This is a genomic window from Micromonospora sp. NBC_00858 (genome assembly GCF_045207365.1).
Taxonomy (GTDB): Bacteria; Actinomycetota; Actinomycetes; order Mycobacteriales; family Micromonosporaceae; genus Micromonospora.
Map to the genome: position 1 here is coordinate 5997562 of NZ_CP108828.1, position 17301 is coordinate 6014862.

The window sequence follows — 17301 nt, forward strand, 5'->3', positions numbered from 1 at the left end:
GGCGCGCGGAGCGGGCCGGCCGGTAACGTGGCCGCCGTGACCACCGAGACTGCCCCGCCCGCGGCGAAGCGGGTGCCCACCGAGCGCACCCACCACGGCGACACCGTCGTCGACGAGTACGCCTGGCTCGCCGCCAAGGACGACCCGGAGACGATCGCCTACCTGACCGCGGAGAACGCGTACACCGAGGAGCGCACGGCGCACCTGGCCGAGTTGCGCGCGGACCTGTTCGAGGAGACCCGCCGGCGCACCCGGGAGACCGACCTGTCCGTGCCGACCCGCAAGGGCGGGCACTGGTACTACACCCGGACGGTGGAGGGGCAGCAGTACGGGGTGCACTGCCGGCGCGCGGTCCGCGACTCCGAGACCGACCCGCCGCTCAGCGCGGACGGCGCCCCGCTGGACGGCGAGGAGGTGCTGCTCGACGGCAACCTGCTGGCCGAGGGGCACGACTTCTTCTCACTGGGCGCCTTCGACGTCAGCCCCGACGGGCGTTGGCTGGCCTACTCCACCGACTTCTCCGGCGACGAGCGGTTCACCCTGCGGGTGAAGGACCTGACCACCGGCGAGTTGCTGCCGGACGAGGTGCCGGACACCTTCTACGGCACGGCCTGGTCGGCCGACGCCTCGGTGCTGTTCTACGTGACGGTCGACGACGCCTGGCGGCCGAACCGGGTCTGGCGGCACACCGTCGGCTCGGCCGCGGCCGATGACGTGGTGGTCCACCAGGAGGACGACGAGCGGTTCTGGGTGGGCGTGGAGCTGACCCGGTCGGAAAAGTTCATCCTGATCGACATCCACAGCAAGGTCACCAGCGAGGTGCTGGTGATCACGGCCGGCAACCCGACCGGCGCGCCGGCCGTGATCGCGCCTCGCCGGCAGGGCGTCGAGTACACGGTGGAGCACCACGGCCACCGCTTCCTGATCCTGCACAACGACGGCGCGGAGGACTTCGCGCTGGCGTTCACCTCGGCCGACACGCCGGGCGACTGGGTGCCGCTGATCGAGCACCGCCCCGGCACCCGCCTGGAGGCGGTGGACGCCTTCGCGAACCACCTGGTGGTGTCGCTGCGCACCGACGGGCTCACCGGGCTGCGGGTGCTGCCGATCGGCGGCGGCGACGAGTACGACATCGACTTCCCCGAGCCGCTGTACAGCGTCGGGCTGGACGCCAACCCGGAGTACCGCACCGGGCAGGTCCGGCTGCGCTACTCCTCGCTGGTCACCCCCGACTCGGTGTACGACTACGACCTGGTCACCCGGCAGATGGTGCTGCGCAAGCAGAAGCCGGTGCTGCCCGGGCCGGACGGGCGGCCGTACGACCCGGCCGAGTACGAGCAGCACCGCGACTGGGCACTCGCCGATGACGGCACCCGGGTGCCGATCTCGCTGGTCTGCCGGGTCGGCACTCCCCGGGACGGCTCGGCCCCCTGCGAGCTGTACGGCTACGGCTCGTACGAGGCCAGCATGGACCCGTGGTTCTCGGTGGCCCGGCTGTCCCTGCTGGACCGGGGCGTGGTCTTCGCGGTGGCGCACATCCGGGGTGGCGGTGAGCTGGGCCGGCGCTGGTACGACCAGGGCAAGATGCTGGCCAAGAAGAACACCTTCACCGACTTCGTCTCCTGCGCCCGGCACCTGGTCAAGGCCGGTTGGACGGCCAGCGACCGACTGGTCGCCCGGGGCGCCTCGGCCGGTGGCCTGCTGATGGGCGCGGTGGCCAACCTCGCCCCGGACGCGTTCAGCGGGATCGTTGCGCAGGTGCCGTTCGTGGACGCGCTCACCTCGATCCTCGACCCGTCGCTGCCGCTGACCGTCACCGAGTGGGAGGAGTGGGGCAACCCGCTGGAGGACCCCGAGGTGTACGCGTACATGAAGTCCTACACGCCGTACGAGAACGTGGCGTCGGTGGACTACCCGGCGATCCTCGCCGTGACCAGCCTCAACGACACCCGGGTGCTCTACTCGGAGCCGGCGAAGTGGATCGCCCGGCTGCGGGCGGTCGCCCCGACCGGCGACTACCTGCTCAAGACGGAGATGGGCGCCGGTCACGGCGGTCCGAGCGGTCGCTACGACGCCTGGCGCGAGGAGGCGTTCATCAACGCCTGGATCCTGGACCGCTTCAACCGCGCCTGACGGTCGAGCCTCCCGGTGCCCACCGGGATGATCGCCTACAACCTGGAGCTTGTCTCATCCTGTTTGGGCTGGTGGGGTGGTGTTGACAGGACGAGTCGTGGGGTCGCGGCGCTGGTCAGGGTGTGGTGATCTTCGCTGATGATCGACTGCCCTCGGGAAGGTTCGATCTGTTCCGGTGTTGCGCGTGGCTCATAGCAGGGCCCTCGGTGAGGGTTGCAGGTCGTGACACACGACAACACGCCCACCGAGGGCCATGCTCTGGTCTACCAGGTCCATCTGCCCTTGTCGACGAAGTCGCTGACCATGATCACTCAAGCGATCCGCCGGTATCGCCGTGGTGTGCGCTCGCGGTGGCGCAAGCTGCCCGATGAGCAGGTCGCCCTCATCGTGCTGGCCGTGCTCCGCCATGATCAGCGTCCCGCCGACCTCGCCGCCGCCTACGGGGTGTCGCATCACAGCGTGCGCCGCTGGGTTCGGCAAACCATCACCACTCTCGCCGCGATGGCGCCCCGCCTGGACCGAGTCCTCACCCACACCGCCCGCACCAGCAGTGAGGACCCGCTGCTGTTCGACGGCACCTGCCTGCCCGTGCACCGCCCGAGCGGCCGCGCCGAACGACGCCTGTGGTGCGGCAAACACAAGGCTCACCACCTACGCGTACTCACCCTCACCGACCACCACGGCCGGCTGCTCTGGATCTCCGCCGCCGCCGGCGCCCGCACCCACGAAGCCACCCAAGCCAAACGCCTACGCCTACCCACCCGGCTACGCCGTCATGACCTCGCCGTCATCTGCGACCGCATCCACACCCGCCTCGACGACCAACCCGAGAACCCCACCGTCATCACCGGACGACGCGGCAACCGCCACCACCCCCTCACCCCCGCCCAACACAGCGTGAACACCCTGCTCAGCCGCGAACGCGCGGCCAATGAACACGCCCACGCTCACCTCAAGAACTGGCGCATCCTCACCCGACTACGCCACGGCTGGCGCCCACACGCCACCACCCTGCTACGCGCCCTACTCGTGCTGACCAACACCGAAATCAACCGCTAGACAGATGATCAACACCGAAGATCCACACCCGCACACCAGCACCCCAACCACACCACCACGACCTGTCAACCATCCCTGAGCAGCCCAAACAGGATGAGACAAGCTCCTGGAAGTAGTGGCCTTGGCTTCCCGTCGAGGCCACTACTTCCAGGACATTGCCCGGTCGCCGGGCAGCTCCGCGCAGCGAATGACGGTCGGCCGGGCGGCGGTGCCGCCTAGACTTCCGGAGTGATCGGGGGGCGGCGTTGACCGGCGACGACGAGGACGGCTTGACGCCCGAAGCGGCACCGACCGCGGCCCGGCGCGCATCCGCCTGGATGATCCTCGCGGTGGTGGCCGCCGCCCTGCTCGTGTGCTGCTGCTCCGCCGCCGTCGGCCTGCTGATCTCCTGGTCCGCCGGCCTCTTCCACCCCCTGACCTGACCGATCGCCGTGGGTCCCCGACCCGCCGGTCCCGCCTGAGCGGCCCAGTCAGCCGGTGCCGCCTGAGCGGCCCCAGTCAGCCGCGGCCGGCGCCGACCAGGGCGGCGGCCTCGCCGGTACGCACCATCCGCTGCCAGCGCAGCCGCTTGCCGATCAGCGCGGTGACCACCGACTGCACCACCACCAGGTACATCAGCTGCCGGTAGACCAGCTGCTGGAACGGCAGCGCCCACAGTGGCCCGTACCGCTCCCCGTCGAGGTGCAGCGCGTAGCCGGCGGTGGCCGCCTGGAGTAGCAGCAGCCCGGCCCAGGCGATGGCGAGGGTCGACCAGGGCAGGAAGAGCAGACCGTAGACGGCGAACACGTCGACCGCCGGCGCGGCCAGCGGCAGCACGATCTGGAACACCGTGAGGTACGGCAGCCCACGCCGGCCGAGCTTCCCGCCTGCACCTGACTCGCGCAGCGCGTGCCGGTGCTTCCACATCGCCTGCATGGTGCCGTAGCACCAGCGGTAGCGCTGCCGCCAGAGCTGACGCAGCGACGAGGGGGCCTCGGTCCAGGCGATGGCCGACTCCTCGTAGACCACCCGCCACCCGGCCCTGAGCACCTTCATGGTCAGGTCGGTGTCCTCGGCCAGCGTGTCCGCCGGCACCCCGCCCACCCGCAGAAGCACCTCGCGGCGGAACGCGCCGATCGCGCCGGGGATGGTTGGCATGCACTCCAGTACGTCATACATCCGCCGGTCGAGGTTGAAGCCGATCACGTACTCCAGGTGCTGCCACCGGCCGAGCAGTCGGCGTCGGTTGGCGACCTTGGTATTACCGCTGATCGCGCCGACTGACGGGTCGGCGAAGCCCTGCACCAACCGGTGCACGGTGTCCGGCTGGAACACGGTGTCCCCGTCCACCAGCACCAGCAGGTTCGCCCGAGCGGCCCGGATGCCGGTGTTCAGCGCCGCCGGCTTACCTGCGTTGGCCTGCCAGATCACGCGTACCCCGCGTAGCCGCATCCGCTCCACGATGTCGGCGGTGCCGTCGTCCGACCCGTCGTCCACCACGATCACTTCCAGCGCCGGATATGCGCTGGCCACCAGGGAACGGACCGTGGCCGCGATGTTCGCCGCCTCGTTGTACGCCGGCACGATCACCGACACCGGGGCGCGTACCTCGGGCCCGTCCCGCCGGGGCCGGCGGACCCGGCGCACGTGCCGGTGGGCACAGAACACCTGCACCGCCAGACGCACCACGCCGAGCACGAGGGCGACGGCGAGCAGCAGGTTCATCGCCCCGGCCGACCAGCGTGCGCCGGTCTGGGTCCAGCGCAGCGCGGCGCCGCTCAACCGGGTGCCAACGCCCGCCGGGACCATCGACGGCGAGGCGTCGATGCCGCTGGAGACGGTGGTGAACCGGTAGCCCTGATCGGTCAGGGCGGGCAGCAGCCGGTCCAGCGCGGCCACCGTCTGCGCCCGGTCACCGCCGCCGTCGTGCATCAGCACCACGGCGCCCCGCCCTTGCGTCGGGGTGGCCGCCTGCACGATCTTGTCGACGCCGGGGCGCTGCCAGTCCCTGGTGTCCCGGTCGGCGAGCACCGCGACGTGCCCGGCCTCGGCGGCGGCGCGCAGCGCGGCGTACTCGGGTCCGGTCAGCGCCGTCGGCACCGAGGAGAACGGTGGCCGGAGCAGGGTGACCTCTTGGCCGGTGGCCGCGGCGATCGCCTTGCGGGTCAGCGAGAGTTCGAGGTCACGCCGCCACGGCGGTACGGCGGCGAGGTCGGCGTGGGTGAAGGTGTGCGACCCGATCTCGTGGCCCTCGGCGAGGATCCGCCGGACCAGCTCCGGGTGTTCGTTGACCCGGGCCCCGACCACGAAGAAGGTGGCGTGCGCGCCATGCCGGCGCAGCACGTCGAGCACCTGCGGGGTCCAGCGCGGATCCGGTCCGTCGTCGAAGGTCAGCGCGATGGCCCGGTCCGGCAGGGCCCGGCTGACCGGCTCGGCCCGATCCAGCCGCAGCACCGGGCCGCCCGAGCCGACCTGGGCCGGTACGCCAGCGTCGGGACTGTCGGCCGCGGGGATGCCGGAGCCGCCGGCCATGCCGGTCACCAGGCCGTTGACGGTGAGCGCCGCGAGCAGCAGGAGCAGCCCGAGGAGGAGCAGGAGCCAGTGCGCCCGCGGATCGCGCCGGGCCACGTGTCGCGCCGTCATCACTGCGGCTTACCGGGTGACCTGCTCGGCTTCGCGGTGTTGCGGTGCTGGTCGCCCCGGCCCGGCTGCTCCGTGGCGGACGGCGCCACGGTGGCCGTGGTAGGCGGGCCGGAGCGCCGGGCGCCGGTGGTCGGGGCTGGGCTAGGCAGTGGCACAGACGTGCTGGTCGCCGGGGAGGACGAGGGCGACGGCGTGTCGGCCAACCGTGACTGGTTGATCCCGTCCACGCCGGCCTCCACCGGGGGCACCCGAGGGTCGTCGGACCAGCCGGGCAGCGGCACCGAGGTGTCCAGGAAGAGCCCGGCGGCGATCAGCCCGAGGCTGGTGAGCAGGCCGAGACCCATCGCGGTTCCGGCGATGACGGTCAGCCGACGACGGCGCCCCGTCGCGTCGACGAACACCGGCGGAGCACCGCCCGTTTGGTTGTGCATCTAGCGAGCTCCCGCCATCACCGCGCCGGGAACCATCCGGTCCGGCGCCGGGGACCCGATGGTCCGGGTCTCCGGTGCAGATAGCGGCACCGCCATCAACGGCGTTACACCGACTCAGGCCGTGCGCAGCTCCTCCACCGCCGTACTGACCTGCAGGAAGAGCAGGCCGACACCGACCGTCACCAGCACCGCCGCCAACGCGCCGGCACCGAGCCAGGCCAACTGCTCCAGCGGTCTGCTGATCGCCTGGTCCGCCGGCCTGTTCCACGCACCGAACTGACCGTCGGTCGTCGTTTTCCTGTCCGGTTTCATTGCGCGAGCAGCACGGATTCCAGAGAGCGGTGAATCCTCAATTGCAACCAGCATTCACTGCTGATTGCAGGACGCGGGCATTATTGCCAATGCGCATGGGCGTCGGACAGGTAGCGTCCGACGCCCGGCATCCGAGGATCGGACTATCGCGTCTGCCACGTCGCATTGAAAGCGACGTGCCCGTTGTCGCACTTGGCGAAAGACGACCAGGTCCCCACGCCCATCCAGGCGCCGTAACGGTCGTAGTCCGGGGCCCACGGCTTGTCACACCGCGTCTTTGCCCGGAACTCTCCGGTGCCGCCGCTGCAGTATGCGCCGGAGCCGTAACCGACGGCGGTCGCCGAACAACCGGTCGGTGCGGCCTGGGCGGCCCCTGACACGCCTACGAGAACCGATGCCGTGGCGACAGCCGCAAGCAAGAAAGCGCGCTTCTTCATCGCACCTTACCCCCCGTAATTGAGACCTCTATCCCGAGCGATCATGGGAATCTATCCCATCGACAGTTGTCAGTCAAGGCTGCTAATCGCGGACCAATGTCGACAAACGCGTCGAGATGCGCTCTGGCCCGGTCCCCGGGAACACCATGCCGGCCATCACACCCTGCTGGCCGCCAGAGAATGGGTCACGGGGTGGAAGGCCAGGTGGAGTTGCGGCCGGTGTGGGCCAGGAGGTGGTGCAGGTCCTGGGGGTCCTGGCTGGCCGGGGTCGGGGCCGGGTCGGCGAAGACGCCCATCTTGCGGGCGGTCGGCGCCAACTGTTCGACCAGCCCGTGCAGCTCGGCCACGGCTTCCGGAGCCGGCTGGTACGGCTGGTCGGTGGCGACGGCGAGATCCCAGCCGTGCACGGTCAGATCCAGCAGCGCCATGCCGCCGATGACGGTCTGCGGCATGCCCATGCCCGGCGACACACCCTCCAGGGTGGATGGGTCCGCCCAGGCGGCGATCAGCCGGCCGGTCTCCGTCTCGAACCGGTCCCGCCAGCCGTCGGCCAGGTGGTCGGGCTTGTCGGACCACTCCACGTCCCGTTTCTCGGCCAGGTCCTGGAAGTTGACCACCACCTCGAAGAGGTGGTTGAGCAGGTCGCGGACCGTGTAGTCGCGGCACGGTGTGGGCAGGTCGAGCTGGTCGTCGGCGATGCCGCGCACCACGTCGACGGTTCGCGGCGCGGCTGCCGCCAGCAGATCGCTAGTCTGTGTGGTCATAGGGCCAGCGTATGAGGGTGGTCTTGAAAAAATGCGACAGCGACCGCGTGGCGACAGCCGGGGAATTCTCGACCCGGGCCGGTTGCTGCGCGAGGTCCACTTCCGCCGGCACCTGCCGGCGGAGTCGCTGCGCGCCTGGGTCGAGCACTACTGGCTGATCGACTGGGCGTTGAGCGCACCGTTCGAGCAGCGGGTCGTGCCGCACCCGGCGGTGAACGTGGTCTTCCGACGCGACGGCAACGGTGCCGGGCCGGAGACCGGCGAGGTGGCCGGGGTGGGCCGCCACCTCTTCCGGACCACGCTGGTCGGCACCGGCCGGGTCTGCGGGATCCAGTTCCGCCCGGGCGGCTTCCACCCGTTCTGGCGTCGACCGGTCGCCGAGTTGACCGGCCGCCGGCTGCCGTTGCCCACCGGCCGGTTGGCGCTGCCCGACGGTCGGGTGTGCGCGGGCACCGACGACGAGCGCCGCCGCGCGCTGGACGCCCTGCTCACCACGTGGGCGCCCGAGCCGGACCCGGCGGCCGAGGAGGCCGTCCGGCTGGCCGAGGCGATCCGGACGGACCGGGCGGTCCTGCGGGTCGACGACTTCGCCGCGCGGCACGACGTCCCGGTCCGCCGGTTACAGCGGCTCTTCACGGAGTACGTGGGGGTCGGCCCGAAGTGGGTGATCCGCCGCTACCGGCTCCAGGAGGCCGTCGAGCAGGCCGCCGGCGGGCCGCTGAACTGGGCGGGCCTCGCCGCCGACCTCGGCTACAGCGACCAGGCTCACCTGGTCCGCGACTTCACCGCCGTCGCGGGCGTGTCGCCCGCCGCGTACGCCCGATCGGTCCACTGAGGCCGGGACTGGCAGGCCCGCACCGCCGCGAGCAGCTTCGGCGCCGGCTCAGCGGCGACGCAGCACGACCACGGCGACGTCGTCCTGGATCTCCGGTGGGGCCAGCTCCACCAGCAGTCGGGCGCAGAACTGGTCCAGGTCCTCGTCCACGGTGCCGGACAGCGCGGCGAGCGCGGCCAGCCCCTCGTCGATGGTGGCGTCCCGGCGCTCGATCAGCCCGTCGGTGTAGAACACCAGCGTGGCGCCGGCCGGCAGCACGAACTCCAGGTCAGCCGGGCGGGGCGCGCGGACACCGAGCAGCGGTGCCAGATGCTGCACGAACTCCACCTTGCCGTCCAGGCTGAGCACCGGCGGCAGGTGACCGGCGCTGGCCATCCGGACCCGCCCGGTCGGCGGGTGCAGCAGCAGCACGCAGAGCGTGGCGATCTCGGCCGGCAGCAAGGTTCGCATCAGCTCGTTGACCCGGTGCAGGATCTCGCCGGGCTGGTGCCCCTCGACCGCGTACGCCCGCACCGCGTGCCGCAGCTCGGCCATCACCGTCGCCGCGTGCAGCGAGTGGCCGGCGACGTCGCCGATCGCCAGCAGCAGGTGCCCGTCGAGCATGACCAGCTCGTAGAAGTCGCCGCCCACCTCGGTCTGTGCGCTGGCCGGCTCGTAGCGCACCGCGAGGTCCAGCCCGGCCACGTCGGGCAGCCGGCGCGGAAGCAGGCTGCGCTGAAGGGTGACCGCGATCCGGTGCTCCTCGTCGAACGAGCGCTGCGCCTCCACCGCCGCCGCCACCGCCTGGGCGAGCTGCACCAGCACCGGTGTCCGGGCGGTCTGGGTGGCGGTCGGAACCACCACGTACAACGGGGCTCGGTCCTCCCGCAGCCGGGCTGCGGCCACCGTCACCGAGCCCGCCGGCCACTCGATCAGCCCCCAGTTCGCCGGGTCCTCCACCCGGACCGTCGCGCCGGTCGGCACCCCGCTGTCGTCGACGACCCACGGCACCAGCGTGGCCCTGGTGCCGGGGCCAGCGGCGATCCCGGCCAGGCAGTCGCCGTCGAACGTCTCGGCGACCACCGCCACCGGGCTCTTGAAGATCTGCGCGGCGCCCTCGGCGGCGGCCTCCAGCAGCCGGGCGAAGGTCGGCGCGGCGTACACCGCCACCGTCGTGTCGGCCAGCACGAGCAGCCGCTCGGCGAGCAGCTCGGCGCGTTGCCGGGCCTGGTAGTAGCGCAGCACCGCCCGGGTGGTGGCGATCAGCTCTTCCGGCTCGATCGGCTCGGTCAGGTAGGCGTCCGCGCCCCGGGTCAGCCCCTGGGCGCGGTCGGCCACGTCCACGGCGTGGGCCGACACGTGGATCACCGGCATCGCCGGGTGCGCAGCCTTGACCCGTTCGCAGACCTCGTACCCGCTCAGGTCGGGCAGCCGGACGTCGAGCACCACCAGGTCGATCCGGTCCACCTCGACCCGGGCCAGCGCCTCTGCGCCGTTCTCCGCCTCGAGCACGGTGAACCCGGCCCGGGTCAGCCAGCTGACCAGCAGGTAGCGCTTGGTACGGCTGTCATCGACCACCAGGATGGTCGCCGGCCCGCCGTCCACCGTCACGCTCCGCCCACGGGCAGGGAGACCGTGAACGTGCTGCCACGGCCCGGCTCGCTGGTCAGCTCCAGCGTTCCACCGAGCAGCGTCACCAGCCGCCGGGCGTACGGCAGGCCGAGGCCGGTGCCGCCGACCCGGGTCGCCCCGGGCACCTGGTAGAACTCCTCGAAGATCCGTTCGTGCAGCTCGGGGGCGATGCCTGGGCCGGTGTCGCTGACCGAGATGATCCACCGGTCATCGCGTTGCACGGCCCGCAGCCGCACCTCGCCGCTCTCGGTGAACTTCAGCCCGTTGTGCAGCAGGTTGCGCAGCACCTGGCCGAGCAGCACCTCGTCGGTCCGCAACACGGCGCGCGCGGGCGGCTCCTCCACCACCAGCTCCACCTCGGGGCGGGTGGCCAGCGCGCGCAGCGTGCCGCGAAGTTGACCGAAGATCGGGCGCAGGTCCACCTCCGCCCAGTCCGGCTCGATCCGGCCGGACTCCGCCTTGGCCAGGTCCAGCAGTTCGTTGACCAGCCCGAGCAGGTCGGCCGCCGAGGACCGGATCAGATCGACCTGGCGGGCCTGCTCGGCGGTGAGCGGGTCGGAGGCGGAGTCGGAGAGCAGCCGCCCCAACCCGATGATCGCGGTGACCGGGGCGCGCAGCTCATGGCTCACGTTGGCCAGGAACCGGCTCTTGGACTCGCTTGCCGCCCGCAGTTGGGCCGACTTCTCGTCCAGCTCGGCGTAGAGGGCGACCACACCCCGGTTGGTCTCCTCCAGCTCCTCGGTGAGCTGGTTGTAGAGCGCCAGCACGCCGCGGTTGGTCTCGGCCAGCTCGTCGTTCAGCACGGCCAGGTCGTCGCGTTGGCTGCGTACCTCGTCGAGCGCCGCGATGAGCTGCCCGTTCTGGACGGTCAGCTCGTCCAGGGCGCTGGCCGGCGCGGTACGGCCGAGTTCGGCACGGAACTCGGCGAGCCGCTCCGGGGTGGGCGTCGGCGCGTTGGCCGGGACTCGTCGGGACATCCTCACGACCGTAACCCCCGCGACGGTCGAAACGCTCAGTGTGTCGACCAGTCGGGACACCGCGCCGGACTGCGGCTCGTACCGGCCGTCCGGCAGCGGGGCCATCGGGGCCAGGTCGGCGCGGAGGTGGAACCGGCCGTCGGCGCCCGCGTCGATGTGGAAGGAGACCTCCGCGCCCCCCACCGTCCGCAGCAGGTCCCGGGCCACCTCGCTGAGCGCGGTGGCGATCCGGATCTGGTCCTGGTGTTCCAGGCCGACCACTGCGGCCACCTCGCGGCCCCGCTGGCGGATCACGAAGATGTCCTGTTCGACTCGCAGCGCCATCTGCAGCAGCGGCAGCGCGGCCGGCTCCCCGGTCATGCCCAGGACCTCGCGACCAGCACGCAGGCGTCGTCGCGCCGTACTCCGGCGTCGCGCAGCAGGGTCGCCGCCATCACCAGCGGGGACCGTTCCGCGAGGCCCGGGTAGTCGGTCAACCGCCAGCGGTCGACCACTCCGTCGCTGTGCATGACGAGCCGGGCGCCCGGACCGAACGGGTAGTCGTATCCCCGGACCGTCGGCCGCTTGTGCCCGGCGATGCCGGGCAGCGACACCAGCCCTCGGCGCTTGCCGTCGCCCTCGACGACCACGCCGGCGATGTTGCCCAGCCCGGCGTAGTGCAGCACGCCGTCCTCCGGCACCAGCTCGGCGACCGCCAGCGCCGCGCCGCGGGTGTGCGACATGGTCCGGTGCAGGTGACTGACCACCGTTGCCGGTGGGCCGGCCGGGGCGTCACGGAACGCGGCCAGCGCAGCCTGGGTGGCCGCGGCGGCCAGCGGGCCGTGCCCCAGGCCGTCGCTGACCAGCACCTGGTGCCGCCCGTCCGCGATCCGGACGGCGTATCCGTCGCCGCTGACCGTCTCACCGGTCAACGGCCGGGTGAGGGCGCCGGCCCAGGACGGTCGGGCCGGCTCGGCCTGCCAGACCTGCACGGCGAGGACGGTGCCCCGGCCGGGCAGCGAGTACGCGTCGAACCAGTTGGCCTGCCGGACGATGGCGCCCAGACCGATGCCGAGCGTGCCGGTGGTGGAGTGCCCGTCCTGGGACGAGGCTGTCAGGTCGGCCATGCCGGGCCCGGAGTCGATGGCCACCAGTTCCACGCCTGCTTCCCCGGCGCGGCGTACCGGCCGCAGGAGCAGAGCGCCTTCGTCGGCGTGCTTGACCAGGTTGCTGGTCAGCTCGGCGGCGACGATGGCCAGGTCGGCGATGCGTGGCTGCCCCAGCTCCACCTGTTCACCGAGGCGCTCGGCGGCACGCCGGACGGCGCTGGCCGCGCTGCTGGCCTCCACCCGGAACCAGATGCCGCTGTCGGTGACCGGGTCCCCGTTCACCGGGACCACTTGGTGACCGCGATGCGGGTGCCGGTCTCCGCGGACGTCTCGATCTGGAATTCGTCGACAAGTCGCCGGGCGCCGCTGAGCCCGAGCCCGAGCCCGCCGCCCGTGGTGTAGCCGTCCGTGAAGGCCATGTCGAGATCGGCGATGCCGGGCCCGGAGTCGGTGAAGACGATCTGGACGCCCTGGCGCCGCCCGTTGTCCACGGTGGTCACCTCCACCGTGCCGCCGCCGCCGTACACCAGGGTGTTGCGGGCCAGCTCGCTCGCCGCGGTGACCACCTTGGTCTGGTCGACCAGGGAAAGCTTGACGGCCACCGCCACGGCACGGACCAGCTGCCGGACGCGCACCACGTCCTCGTCACTCCGGATCGACTGCGCCTGCGGGTGGCCCAGGTCGATACCCATGGTCACAGCGTGGCCGTCTCGGCGTCCGGATCGTCGGCGATCTGGTCATCGAGCTCGTCTGGACGCGCCGCCGCGATCAACTCCATGCCGCGCTCGACGTTCAGAGCGGTACGGATGCCGTTCAGCGACAGGCCCAGTTCGACCAGGGTGATGGCGACGGCGGGGCGCATCCCGACCACCACCGTCTCCGCGTCGAGCACCTTGGAGATCGACGCGATGGTGGAGAGCATCCGCCCGACGAAGGAGTCGACGATGTCCAGCGCGGTGATGTCGATGATGACGCCGTGGCAGCCGGTGGCCACGATCCGCTCGGCGAGGTCCTCCTGGAGCGCGACCGCGGTCTGGTCGGACATGTCGAGCTGGATGGAAACGAGCAGGATGTCACCGATCTTGAGGATCGGCACCCGTTCCATCAGGCGTCCCGGCGTGACTGTCGGCGGGAGTTCTCCACACCGGTCAGCCGCAGCACGTGGCGCAATGCGTCGGCGAGGCTCGCCTTGGTGGCGATGTCACCGAACTCGATGCCGAGCGCGACGATGGTCTGCGCGATCTGCGGGCGGATGCCGGAGATGATGCAGTCGGCGCCCATCAGCCGGGCGGCCACCACGGTCTTCAGGATGTGCTGGGCGACCTGGGTGTCCACCGCCGGGACGCCGGTGATGTCGATGATCGCGTACGGGGAGCTGGTGTCGACCAGGGTCTGCAGCAGCCGCTCCATCACCACCTGGGCCCGGGCCGAGTCCAGGGTGCCGACCAGCGGGACGGCGACCACGCCCTCCCAGAGCTTGACCACCGGCGTGGAGAGCTCGAGCAGCTGCTCGGCCTGGTCGGCGATCAGGCTCTCCCGGGTGCGTACGAAGCTCTCGAAGGTGAACAGGCCCAGCTCGTCGACCAGCCTGGAGAAGGCGACGTAGTCGTGCAGAGCCTTGTCGCCGCCGGCCTCCTGCACCAGGTCGGCCAGCACGTCCTTGAGCGCGAAGATGCTGATCGCGGTCTCGGTGGCGGAGAAGCCCTGCCGTGCCCGGCCACGGGACAGCTCGGAGAGCGTGGCGCGCAGTTCGGCGGCGTTCTCGGCGGACAGGTCGATGACGCCCTGCTCGCCGGTGCTGACGATGGCGTGGTGCAGGTCCTGAACCTGTCGGCGCAGCTCCGCCTGGCTCAGCCGCCCGCGCAACGAACCGGCGACGATCTCGGTCCACCGTTGCGTGACCCGTTCGGCCTGCCCACCCAGCAACGCGGCGAGTCGACCACTTTCCTCGGCGCTCAACGCCATTGCGAAACCCCCCTCGACCTGGAACGGGCCGGACTCTATCACCGGAAACCGATCAACTACTTGCCACGTAGCAACGGAATGATGACGACCACCGGATCGCGGCTCCCGATCTGTGTCCGACCCCGTCCGTGGGATACCGTTCCCCCGATAACAGGAGGTCTGCAAATGTCCTTGACGGTGCACACGGAACAGCGCGACGACGTGGTCGTCGTGTCGGTCGCGGGCGAGCTGGACATGGCGACCGCACCGCAGTTGCAGGACCAGATCACCGATCTGCTCGACAAGGGCCGCAACCGGCTGGTGTTCGACCTGGCGGATGTCTCGTTCTGCGACTCGACCGGTCTGTCGGTCTTCGTCCGCGCCAAGAACAGCTGCGACGAGGCTGGCGGCGTGGTGCGGCTGGCCGCCCCGCAGCGCGGGGTGCTGCGCATCCTCGAGGTGAGCGGCCTGGTCGAGGTGCTGCACACCTATCCGACGGTGGATCAGGCCGTCGCCGGCGACCCGACGCCGACCTCCTCCTGACCGCTGCCGCTCGTCACTCGTCCTCGACGTAGCGGGGACGGGCGATCGCCAGGCCCGCCGCCGTCTGCACGGCGAGCGCGGCCAGCAGGAACCCGATCGGCGCGGTCCAGCCGCCGGTGACCTCGTAGAGGATGCCGACCATCAGTGGGCCGAGGGCGGCGATCACGTACCCGGTGCTCTGTGCGAACGCGGAGAGCGCGACGGTCCCCTCGGCGGTGCGGGCGCGTAGACCGATGGTGGTCAGGATCATCGGGAACGCGCCCTGGCCGACGGCCAGCAGGGCCACCCAGAGCAGCGCAGCGCCCTGCGGAGCGAGTGCCAACCCCAGGTAGGCCAACGTCGACGCGGCGGTCAGCCCGAGCACCAGCGGGCGCAGGGTGGCCAGCCGGCCGGCCAGGGTGGGCATCACCAGCGCGATCGGCACGCCGAGCGCGGTCACCCCGGCGAGCAGCAGCCCGGCCGACTCCGGCTGGTAGCCGGCGTCCCGGAACAGCTGGGCCAGCCAGCCCATGATCGCGTACCCGCTGAGCGACTGGGCGCCGAAGTAGATGGCCATCGCCCAGCCCAGCCGGGTCCGCGCCGGCCGGACCCGCGTCGGTGTGACGACGGCCGCCGTCGGGGTCGCCCGCCGCGCGGCCGCCCTGGCCCGCAGCGCCAGCGGCACCCACGGGAGTACGGCCACCGCGGCCAGCCCGGCCCAGACGCCGAGCCCGGCCCGCCAGGACCCGAAGGCGTGCGCGATCGGCACCGCCGAGGCCGCGGCCACCGTCGTGCCCACGGTCAGCGCCATCGTGTACGCCCCGGTGACCAGGCCGGTGCGGTGCGGGAAGTGCTGCTTGACCAGCATCGGAAGCAGAATGTTCGCCACCGCGATGCCGGCCAGTGCCAGCGCGCTGGTGAGCAGGAAGACCCAGGTCGAGTCGGTGGTGACCCGGAGCACCTGACCGACGGCGAGGGCGAGCATGGCGATCACCAGCACCCGGGCCGGCGCCACCCGGCGGACCAGCCACGGGGTGAGCGCGCCGAGGCCGGCGAACGCGATGGTCGGCAGGGTGGTGACCAGGCCGGCGGTGGTCCCGGAGAGCCCCAACCCGTCGCGGATCTCGTCGAGCAGGGCGCCGAGGCTGGTGACCGCGGCGCGCAGGTTGAGCGCGACCAGCAGCATCCCGACCAGCACGAGCGCACCGCCGGTCGCCGGGTGGGTCCGACGGCCCGCACCGGGGTCGTGCGCCGGGCCGGGAGCGACGGGGGCGGGAGGCGCCGGAGCGGCGGTCGGTGGCGGGGTCATGACCTCTAACCTACAATCATGGGATGAATTTGGGACCGGTGATGTAACCAGTGCCACCGTTGGTCGATTCCCCCTCCGCGCCGCCGGTGCCGCCCCGCGGCCACCGCGTCCGGCAGACCATCGAGCAGCTCCGTGCCCGGATCCTGGGCGGCGAGTGGCCGGTCGGCGGGCGCATCCCCACCGAGCCACAACTGGTTTCCGCGCTGGGCGTCGGGCGCAACACGGTCCGTGAGGCGGTCCGCGCCCTGGTGCACGCCGGTGTGCTGGAGTGCCGGCAGGGCTCCGGCACGTATGTGGTGTCCACCGACGAGCTGGCGCCGGTGGTGGCCCGCCAACTCGGCGACGACCGGATGACCGAGGTCATCGAGGTGCGGCGCGCCTTCGAGGTGGAGGCCGCCCGGCTCGCCGCGCTGCGGCGTACCCCGATCGACCTGGCAGCGCTCGACGGCGCGCTCGCCGAGCGCGAGGCGGCCTGGCGCGGCGGCCGGGTGGACGCGTTCGTCGAGGCGGATGCGGCGCTGCACACCGCGGTGGTCGCCGCCGCGCACAACCCCATGCTCGCCGAGCTGTACGCCTCGGTCGGTGCCGCCCTGCGCAGCACCGTCGCGCAGGCGATGGGGGACGTGCTCACACCCGAGCGCTACGTCGACCACACCCGGCTGGTCGAGGCGATCCGGGCCGGCGACCCGGCGCTGGCGGCGATCGAAGCCGGCGCTTTTCTGGAGCCCACTCCCGGGGCATAGGTTGTCCCCGACGGAAAACCGGACACGTCGGGAGTACGGATGTTCAAGGGCTTCAAAGACTTCATCATGCGCGGCAACGTCGTCGATCTGGCGGTCGGTGTCGTCATCGGCGCCGCGTTCACAGCGGTGGTCACGTCGCTGACCAACGCGTTCCTCAAGCCGCTGATCACGCTCCTCGTGCTGCTGATCACCGGCAAGGACAATGGTCTCGCAGGAGCCGCCTGGACGATCCGTGGTGTCGAATTCGACTGGATCAGCTTCCTCAACGCGTTGATCACCTTCCTGCTCACCGCGGCCGCGCTCTACTTCCTCGTGGTGTTCCCGATGAACAAGCTGGCCGAGCGGCGCAGGCGGGGCGAGGAGCCGCCGCCGGCGGCGCCGAGCGAGGAGGTCAAGCTGCTGACCGAGATCCGGGACGCGCTGGTCTCCGCCGGCCACGCCACTCCGGGCCAGCAACGCGGAGCGTTGGACGACGTGCTGGGCCGCCGCACCGAGCCGCCGGCGCCGCGCTGAC

The 17301-nt window shown here is 71.6% G+C and carries 18 protein-coding genes; 7 read left to right on the top strand and 11 right to left on the bottom strand.

The window, feature by feature from the left end; genetic code table 11:
• Positions 1–36: 36 nt before the first annotated feature.
• The 3 genes from OG990_RS27940 (at position 37) to OG990_RS27950 (ending at position 3614) form a co-directional block, all read left to right on the top strand.
• A complete protein-coding gene (locus OG990_RS27940; protein WP_406077657.1) occupies positions 37–2133 on the top strand; it encodes a S9 family peptidase in 2097 nt (698 codons plus the stop codon).
• A 222-nt stretch (positions 2134–2355) separates the two neighbouring features.
• Positions 2356–3192: a transposase family protein gene (locus OG990_RS27945; RefSeq protein WP_406077537.1), complete on the top strand. Its 837-nt coding sequence runs from the start codon at positions 2356–2358 to the stop codon at positions 3190–3192.
• A 269-nt stretch (positions 3193–3461) separates the two neighbouring features.
• Positions 3462–3614: a hypothetical protein gene (locus OG990_RS27950; protein WP_328422507.1), complete on the top strand. Its 153-nt coding sequence runs from the start codon at positions 3462–3464 to the stop codon at positions 3612–3614.
• A gap of 76 nt (positions 3615–3690) precedes the next feature.
• Here the strand turns inward: OG990_RS27950 and OG990_RS27955 are convergent, their stop codons facing one another.
• The 4 genes from OG990_RS27955 to OG990_RS27970 all read right to left on the bottom strand — a co-directional run bounded on the left by OG990_RS27955 (position 3691) and on the right by OG990_RS27970 (position 7758).
• Positions 3691–5814, bottom strand: coding sequence for a bifunctional polysaccharide deacetylase/glycosyltransferase family 2 protein (locus OG990_RS27955; RefSeq protein WP_406077658.1), 2124 nt, complete (start codon positions 5812–5814; stop codon positions 3691–3693).
• A complete protein-coding gene (locus OG990_RS27960) occupies positions 5814–6245 on the bottom strand; it encodes a hypothetical protein (protein WP_406077659.1) in 432 nt (143 codons plus the stop codon). The genes OG990_RS27955 and OG990_RS27960 overlap by 1 nt, the downstream gene beginning before the upstream one ends.
• A 114-nt stretch (positions 6246–6359) precedes the next feature.
• A complete protein-coding gene (locus tag OG990_RS27965; RefSeq protein ID WP_386985812.1) occupies positions 6360–6557 on the bottom strand; it encodes a hypothetical protein in 198 nt (65 codons plus the stop codon).
• 622 nt (positions 6558–7179) lie between these two features.
• Positions 7180–7758, bottom strand: coding sequence for a TIGR03086 family metal-binding protein (locus tag OG990_RS27970; RefSeq protein ID WP_406077660.1), 579 nt, complete (start codon positions 7756–7758; stop codon positions 7180–7182).
• A 31-nt stretch (positions 7759–7789) separates the two neighbouring features.
• Here OG990_RS27970 and OG990_RS27975 point away from each other — a divergent pair, with 31 nt between their 5' ends.
• Positions 7790–8593 (top strand): DUF6597 domain-containing transcriptional factor, encoded by an 804-nt coding sequence (locus OG990_RS27975; RefSeq protein ID WP_406077661.1) that lies wholly within the window; start codon positions 7790–7792, stop codon positions 8591–8593.
• Positions 8594–8641: 48 nt separating this feature from the next.
• On the opposite strand, the gene OG990_RS27980 is transcribed toward OG990_RS27975, so the two are convergent.
• From OG990_RS27980 to OG990_RS28005, 6 genes are read right to left on the bottom strand one after another with little or no spacing between them, the layout of a single operon-like run.
• Entirely contained in the window at positions 8642–10177 is a 1536-nt protein-coding gene (locus OG990_RS27980) for a SpoIIE family protein phosphatase (RefSeq protein ID WP_386985818.1), read from the bottom strand.
• 2 nt (positions 10178–10179) lie between these two features.
• On the bottom strand, positions 10180–11541 hold the full coding sequence (locus OG990_RS27985) for a sensor histidine kinase (protein WP_406077662.1): 1362 nt from the start codon (positions 11539–11541) through the stop codon (positions 10180–10182).
• On the bottom strand, positions 11538–12551 hold the full coding sequence (locus OG990_RS27990; RefSeq protein WP_406077663.1) for a SpoIIE family protein phosphatase: 1014 nt from the start codon (positions 12549–12551) through the stop codon (positions 11538–11540). Before OG990_RS27990 ends, OG990_RS27985 begins: the two co-directional genes overlap by 4 nt.
• On the bottom strand, positions 12548–12967 hold the full coding sequence (locus OG990_RS27995; protein ID WP_355600765.1) for an ATP-binding protein: 420 nt from the start codon (positions 12965–12967) through the stop codon (positions 12548–12550). The genes OG990_RS27990 and OG990_RS27995 overlap by 4 nt, the downstream gene beginning before the upstream one ends.
• On the bottom strand, positions 12964–13374 hold the full coding sequence (locus tag OG990_RS28000) for an STAS domain-containing protein (protein ID WP_406077664.1): 411 nt from the start codon (positions 13372–13374) through the stop codon (positions 12964–12966). The genes OG990_RS27995 and OG990_RS28000 overlap by 4 nt, the downstream gene beginning before the upstream one ends.
• Entirely contained in the window at positions 13374–14234 is an 861-nt protein-coding gene (locus OG990_RS28005; RefSeq protein WP_406077665.1) for an STAS domain-containing protein, read from the bottom strand. The genes OG990_RS28000 and OG990_RS28005 overlap by 1 nt, the downstream gene beginning before the upstream one ends.
• 165 nt (positions 14235–14399) lie before the next feature.
• Here OG990_RS28005 and OG990_RS28010 point away from each other — a divergent pair, with 165 nt between their 5' ends.
• The gene (locus OG990_RS28010; protein ID WP_355600771.1) at positions 14400–14756 is read left to right on the top strand and encodes an STAS domain-containing protein; all 357 of its coding nucleotides are present in this window, start codon (positions 14400–14402) and stop codon (positions 14754–14756) included.
• A 13-nt stretch (positions 14757–14769) separates the two neighbouring features.
• Here the strand turns inward: OG990_RS28010 and OG990_RS28015 are convergent, their stop codons facing one another.
• Complete coding sequence (locus OG990_RS28015) at positions 14770–16044, bottom strand: MFS transporter (RefSeq protein WP_406077666.1); 1275 nt, start codon at positions 16042–16044, stop codon at positions 14770–14772.
• A gap of 50 nt (positions 16045–16094) precedes the next feature.
• Here OG990_RS28015 and OG990_RS28020 point away from each other — a divergent pair, with 50 nt between their 5' ends.
• Both OG990_RS28020 and mscL read left to right on the top strand, forming a co-directional pair.
• Complete coding sequence (locus OG990_RS28020; protein WP_406077667.1) at positions 16095–16787, top strand: FadR/GntR family transcriptional regulator; 693 nt, start codon at positions 16095–16097, stop codon at positions 16785–16787.
• 39 nt (positions 16788–16826) lie between these two features.
• Positions 16827–17300 carry a large conductance mechanosensitive channel protein MscL gene (gene mscL / locus OG990_RS28025; protein WP_328422475.1) on the top strand — a complete coding sequence of 158 codons (474 nt, stop codon included), beginning with the start codon at positions 16827–16829 and terminating at the stop codon, positions 17298–17300.
• Position 17301 lies beyond the last annotated feature (1 nt).

Bases quoted from the DNA above. Each gene is read 5' to 3' on its own strand.
- OG990_RS27955 (WP_406077658.1), bottom strand. From the start codon at position 5,814: ATGACGGCGCGACACGTGGCCCGGCGCGATCCGCGGGCGCACTGGCTC.
- OG990_RS27960 (WP_406077659.1), bottom strand. From the start codon at position 6,245: ATGCACAACCAAACGGGCGGTGCTCCGCCGGTGTTCGTCGACGCGACG.
- OG990_RS27965 (WP_386985812.1), bottom strand. From the start codon at position 6,557: ATGAAACCGGACAGGAAAACGACGACCGACGGTCAGTTCGGTGCGTGG.
- OG990_RS27970 (WP_406077660.1), bottom strand. From the start codon at position 7,758: ATGACCACACAGACTAGCGATCTGCTGGCGGCAGCCGCGCCGCGAACC.
- OG990_RS27975 (WP_406077661.1), top strand. From the start codon at position 7,790: ATGCGACAGCGACCGCGTGGCGACAGCCGGGGAATTCTCGACCCGGGC.
- OG990_RS27985 (WP_406077662.1), bottom strand. From the start codon at position 11,541: ATGACCGGGGAGCCGGCCGCGCTGCCGCTGCTGCAGATGGCGCTGCGA.
- OG990_RS28000 (WP_406077664.1), bottom strand. From the start codon at position 13,374: ATGGAACGGGTGCCGATCCTCAAGATCGGTGACATCCTGCTCGTTTCC.
- OG990_RS28005 (WP_406077665.1), bottom strand. From the start codon at position 14,234: ATGGCGTTGAGCGCCGAGGAAAGTGGTCGACTCGCCGCGTTGCTGGGT.
- OG990_RS28010 (WP_355600771.1), top strand. From the start codon at position 14,400: ATGTCCTTGACGGTGCACACGGAACAGCGCGACGACGTGGTCGTCGTG.
- OG990_RS28015 (WP_406077666.1), bottom strand. From the start codon at position 16,044: ATGACCCCGCCACCGACCGCCGCTCCGGCGCCTCCCGCCCCCGTCGCT.
- mscL (WP_328422475.1), top strand. From the start codon at position 16,827: ATGTTCAAGGGCTTCAAAGACTTCATCATGCGCGGCAACGTCGTCGAT.